Source organism: Clostridium celatum DSM 1785 (assembly GCF_000320405.1).
Taxonomy (GTDB): Bacteria; Bacillota; Clostridia; order Clostridiales; family Clostridiaceae; genus Clostridium; species Clostridium celatum.
This window is the reverse complement of sequence record NZ_KB291695.1, coordinates 1-6,111: the sequence shown is the minus strand read 5'-3', so window position 1 is coordinate 6,111 and position 6,111 is coordinate 1. Positions and strand designations below refer to the sequence as shown.

The window sequence follows — 6,111 nt, the reverse complement described above, 5'->3', positions numbered from 1 at the left end:
TTTTGTGTCCAAAATATTGACATAAGACCAATGTTATCGTATGTCAATTTCATGGACACGTATCTTCCCAAATGGTGATGATTTAGTACCAAATGAAGAAGGATTAAAATTTTATGAAGATATTTTCTTAGAACTTAAAAAATATAATATAGAGCCATTAGTTACATTAACTCATTTTGATGTTCCTATGCATCTTGTAGAAAAATACGGTGCTTGGAGAAGTAGAGAGATGATTGATTTTCATCAAAGATACTGCGCTACTGTATTTAAGCGTTATAAGGGATTAGTTAAATATTGGTTAACATTTAATGAGATTAATATGTTATTACATGCACCTTTTGTTGGAGCTGGACTTTGCTTTGAAGAAGGCGAAGATGAAACTCAAGCAAAATATCAAGCTGCACATCATCAATTAGTTGCTAGTTCATTAGCTACAAAGCTTGCACATGAAATTGATCCAGAAAATAAAGTTGGTTGTATGTTAGCTGGTGGTAACAATTATCCATATTCATGTAGACCAGAAGATTACCATAAGGCTATAATTCAAGATCATGAAGGATATTTCTTTATTGATATACAAGCAAGAGGATATTATCCAGCTTATGCAAAAAAGAAATTTGAAAGAGAAAATATAGTTATAAATATGGCAGCTGATGATGAAGCTATATTAAGAGAATACCCAGTTGATTTTGTATCTTTCTCATATTATTGTTCTCGTGTTGTTAGCGCTTTTCCTAACGATAAAATGGAGACAGCAGGGAATATATATGGTTCTATAAAAAATCCTTATTTAAAATCAACTGAATGGGGATGGCAAATAGATCCACTTGGATTAAGAAATTCATTAAATGTTTTATATGATCGTTATCAAAAACCATTATTTATTGTTGAAAATGGGTTAGGAGCTATAGATAATCCAGATGAAAATGGATATGTAGAAGATGATTATCGTATAGAATATCTTAGAGAACATATAAAAGCTTTAAAAGATGCTGTAGAAATAGATGGAATTGATTTATTAGGATATACAACTTGGGGATGTATCGATTTAGTTGCTTCTAGTACAGGTGAAATGAGCAAAAGATATGGATTTATTTATGTGGATAGAGATAACTATGGAAATGGAACTAATAAAAGAACTAAGAAAAAATCATTTTATTGGTATAAAAAAGTTATAGAAAGTAACGGTGAAGATATAGAATAAATAAAAAGCTCTATGATTATAGAAAGACCTATAATCATGGAGCTTTTAGTTATCGCCCCAGGGGAAAGGCGGAATTTGTAGAAAAATACCAGTTTAAATATAATCATGCTTTATAAGCATAATTATATATATAATATAGATATTAGACATTATTAAATATAGTATATAAAATAAAAGTATAGAAATTAAACATAAGGTTTTAGGAGGGTAATTATGGAATATGTAAAATTGGGAAATACAGGGTTAGAAGTATCAAAGATTTGTTTAGGTTGTATGAGCTTTGGGGATCCAGAAAAATGGATTCATAGCTGGGTATTAAATGAAGAAGAATCAAGAAAAATAATTAAAAAATCTTTAGAGTTAGGAATAAATTTTTTTGATACAGCTAATGTCTATGGATTAGGCACAAGTGAGGAAATATTAGGACGTGCATTAAAGGATTATGCCAATAGACATGAAATTGTTATTGCAACTAAGGTTAGTGGAGAAATGGGGAAAGGCCCTAATAAATCAGGTTTATCAAGAAAAGCTATAATAAACGAGGTTGATGCAAGTTTAAAACGTTTAGGTGTAGATTATATTGATATTTTATATATTCATAGATGGGATTATGAAACACCAATTGAAGAAACAATGTGTGCGCTTAATGATTTAGTACGTTCAGGAAAGGTTTTATACTTAGGTGCGTCATCAATGTATGCATGGCAATTTGCAAAAGCTCAATATATAGCTGAAAAGAATGGATGGACTAAATTTTCAGTAATGCAAGGTCATTATAATTTATTATATCGTGAAGAAGAAAGAGAAATGAATCCAATGTGTAAGGATATGGGGGTAGCTTTAGTTCCATATAGTCCACTTGCAGCAGGACGTTTAACTCGTGATTGGACTTCAGATTCAAAGCGATTTAAGGAAGATAAAATTGCAAAAATGAAATATGATACTACAGAAGATAGTGATAAGGTAATTGTTGAAAGAGTAGCAGATATTGCAAAGAAATATAACGTAACTAAATCACAAATTGCAGTTTCATGGTTATGGAGTAAAGGTATTACTGCACCTATTGTAGGAATAACTAAAGAAAAATATCTAGATGATTTTATAGGTGCTTTAGATATTAAGCTAAGTGATGAAGATATTAAGTATTTAGAAGATGCTTATGTTCCACATAATATTGTTGGACATAGGTAAAACCTTCTAAAAGTATAGATAAAATTTTTTAGGAGGTGGAATTATGAATATAAAAGAAGTTAGTGAAAAATTTAATATTAATTTAGTAGAACTAGAAAATTACGAAAATATTGGCCTTTTTGATGATATTAAAAAAGTTAATGGTATTGGTGAGTATGAAGATAGAGATATTGAAAAATTAAGTAAAATTGTTACTCTAAAAAAAGTAGGATTAGAACTTGAAGAGATTTTAAGATATATGAAACTTGTAGAGCAAGGTGATTTTAGTAAGGATGAAAGAGTGCGTATTTTAAATAGGAAAAGGCAATTGATTTTAGAAGATATCCACAATAAGCAGAAATCTATTGATTGTTTAGATTGGCTTATTTATGAAATGAATGGATGCAACAGTAAAGCAGGGGAGAAGAAGAATGAAAAAAAACAACTTTAAACCATGGTATGTTTTAGTAGTATGCTGTGGATTGGCAGCTTCTTCTATAGGAATCTCAATAAATTCTTCAGGAGTATTTTATACTCCTGTATCTGAAAGTTTAGGCGTTATGAGAGGAACATTTGCTATGCATATGACTATTTTTTCTCTTATAACAGCTATAACTGCATTAATTGTACCAAAATTAATGAGTAGATTTTCTTATAAATGGATTTTAATTATTAGTGTTGCTATCACTGTCATTTCTACTAGTATGATGGCTAATGTAAAAAGTGTAACTATGGCCTATTTATTAGGTGGTATTAGGGGATTTAGTACAGGATTATTTTCCATAGTACCATTGACAATGATTATAAATGGATGGTTTAAAAAGAATCATGGTTTAGCAACTTCTATTGTATTTGGATTTAGTGGGATAGCAGGAGCTATTTGCTCACCTATTTTATCAAGATGTATAGAATTATTTGGATGGCAAACGGGATATTTAATAAAGTCAGGAATTATTTTATTACTATGCTTACCAGCAATTATTTATCCATTTAAAGTTACTGCAAATGAAGAAGGCTTGACTCCTTTTGGACATAAAGAAAATGAAGATGATTTTAAAGAGATAAATAATAATAAGGTATTTAATTTTATGACAGTAGCATTTATTTGCTTTTGTACACTTTCATTTATAAACACAACAATTACAGGAATTACTCAGCATTTACCTGGTTTTGCACAATCTATAGGTTATGGCACTACTTTAGGAGCAATGCTTCTTTCAGCAAGTATGATTGGAAATGTTATTTCTAAATTAATTATAGGTGTTATGAGTGATAGACTTGGAGAAGTTAAAGCAAGTGTTACTATGATGATTGCAAATGTATCAGGAATTATTTTGATTATTGTATCTAAATCTTCAATTGTAGGTGCAGTTGGAATACCACTTCTTACAAAGCATTTCTTTGGAATGGATAATTATTCTAAAGTATTTCCAATTATATCATTTGCATCTAATTTTGGAGCTGCCTTTGCATTATCATTAGTTGGCTATATTTATGATTTTACAGATTCATATAGCTATGCATTTATATTAGGAATAGCAATTAATATTATATGTTTAGCTTTAATGTTTATTGTTGTTAAATATAATAAAATAAATGGATTAGAAAGTAAAAGTCATTTAAAAGAATACCAAGCAAAAGAGGTTTTACAGTAATATTACTATAAATAATTTAAGAATTATTTAAAATTAGAATTTATTAAGTTATCTGTATATGGTATTTAATATATAAATTATTATGTTTTATTTAAACTTAGTTTTAATGTGATTAATTAAGAAAATAATGTATAATAAAACAAAAAGAGGTGAGAATATGGAACTTAGAGTTTTAAAGTATTTTTTAGCAGTTGCAAGAGAAGCAAATATAACAAGAGCTGCTGAAATATTAAACATTACACAACCAACATTATCAAGACAATTAATGCAATTAGAAGATGAATTAAACGCTAAGTTATTTGTTAGAGGTAAAAATAAAATTACTTTAACGGATAAAGGTATGATTTTAAGAAGAAGGGCAGAAGAACTAGTTGATTTAGCAGAAAGAACAGAAAAAGAGTTTCTAAATGATAATGATATTGTTGCAGGAGAAATATTCATTGGCAGTGGTGAGACCAATGCTATGCATAGTCTTGCAAAAGTAATGAAAGAGTTTCATGATTTATATCCTCAAGTTCAGTATAATTTATATAGTGCAAATGCAGATGATATTAAAGAAAGAATAGATAAGGGTTTGTTAGATATTGGACTTTTAACAGAACCTGTAGATATTTCAAAATATGAATTTGTACGTTTAAAAGAAAAGGAAGTATGGGGAATATTAATGAAAAAAGATGATGTTTTGGCCAATAAGGCTTATATTACAGCTGATGATTTAGTTGGAAAACCTTTAATTAGTTCAAAGCGTACAATAGTTCAAAATGAAATTTTTAATTGGTTTGGCAAGGATTATGATAAGTTAAATATCATTTCAACATATAATCTTGGTCTTAATGTTGCTATTATGGTAGAAGAGGGATTAGGATATGCATTTAGTTTAGAAAATTTGATTAATATTAATGATGAAACTAATATTTGCTTTAAGCCAATTTTACCAAGGATTGAAACTGGTACAGTAATTGTATGGAAAAAACATCAAATTTTTTCTTCAGCAACAAGTAAATTTATAGAAGAAATAAAAAATACTTTTAAATAAGTATAGACAAGTTGCCCCAGGGGTCAATACATATTTTTACAGATTAATTTTACTGGCACTATTACTAAATTAGAACTTGTACAGGTGTTAATCTGACAAAATGAGCGTGCCCCTGGGGCAGTTATATGAAGGTGAGGAGAGATACTATGAATAAAATTATTAAACAAGCAGTAGCACCACAAACACAACCTATTTTAAAGGATGCCTTTGATATAATTGATAATACTGAAATTCGTTGGTTATCCAGTGCAGGAATTATGATTAATTCACATGGAACAGTAATAATGATTGATCCATTACTAGAAGGATTTGATTTGCCATTATTAGTAGATATGCCAATTAAGTCTAGCGATGTTCCAAACTTAGATGGAGTTTTAATTACGCATTGTGATAATGATCATTTTAGTAGAATTACATGTAAAAATCTTTCTAAGGTATGTAAGGAATATCATGGACCCCATTATGTAGCAGAATTAATGAATGAAGAAGGTTTAAAAGGTATTGGTCATGATATATATGAAACTTTTACACTTGGAAATTTAAATATAAAATTAACACCTGCTGATCATGCATGGCAAAATGAAAGCAGTAGGTATAGCAAAATTAGAAAATTTGAATTTGAAGATTACTGTGGATTTTGGATAGATACTCCAGAAGGAACTATTTGGCTACCAGGAGACTCAAGATTATTAAAAGAGCATTTAGAAATGCCAGCTCCTGATGTAATATTATTAGATTTTTCCGATAATTCATGGCATATTGGATTAGATAATGCAATTAAACTTGCTAATACTTATCCTAATGCAGAATTAATTTTAATTCATTGGGGAACAGTAGATGCACCAGAAATGAATGCTTTTAATGGAGACCCAGAATCTCTTAATGGGCGTATTATAAATCCAAACCGTATTAATATTGTAGCACCAGGTGAAAAATTCACTTTAAAAAGTAAATAAAAAGTGTTTTAATAATTAACACAATTCTTATAAAAAAAATAAGGCTTAAGCCTTATTTTTTTGCAGTTTGTTGAAAAACCCCCTGTTTAA

General features: G+C 29.0%; 5 protein-coding genes and 1 pseudogene. All 6 read left to right on the top strand.

What is annotated here, in order from left to right; translation table 11 throughout:
* Positions 1–28: 28 nt before the first annotated feature.
* Positions 29–1,204, top strand: a pseudogene (locus tag HMPREF0216_RS13510) (6-phospho-beta-glucosidase); the annotation flags it as partial.
* A gap of 213 nt (positions 1,205–1,417) precedes the next feature.
* On the top strand, positions 1,418–2,395 hold the full coding sequence (locus HMPREF0216_RS13505; protein WP_005215309.1) for an aldo/keto reductase: 978 nt from the start codon (positions 1,418–1,420) through the stop codon (positions 2,393–2,395).
* A gap of 43 nt (positions 2,396–2,438) precedes the next feature.
* Positions 2,439–2,825, top strand: coding sequence for a MerR family transcriptional regulator (locus tag HMPREF0216_RS13500; RefSeq protein ID WP_005215307.1), 387 nt, complete (start codon positions 2,439–2,441; stop codon positions 2,823–2,825).
* Positions 2,806–4,029 carry an MFS transporter gene (locus HMPREF0216_RS13495; RefSeq protein WP_005215306.1) on the top strand — a complete coding sequence of 408 codons (1,224 nt, stop codon included), beginning with the start codon at positions 2,806–2,808 and terminating at the stop codon, positions 4,027–4,029. Before HMPREF0216_RS13500 ends, HMPREF0216_RS13495 begins: the two co-directional genes overlap by 20 nt.
* A gap of 157 nt (positions 4,030–4,186) precedes the next feature.
* Entirely contained in the window at positions 4,187–5,065 is an 879-nt protein-coding gene (locus HMPREF0216_RS13490; protein WP_040420005.1) for a LysR family transcriptional regulator, read from the top strand.
* Positions 5,066–5,211: 146 nt separating this feature from the next.
* On the top strand, positions 5,212–6,021 hold the full coding sequence (locus tag HMPREF0216_RS13485; protein ID WP_040420003.1) for an MBL fold metallo-hydrolase: 810 nt from the start codon (positions 5,212–5,214) through the stop codon (positions 6,019–6,021).
* Positions 6,022–6,111: the final 90 nt, after the last annotated feature.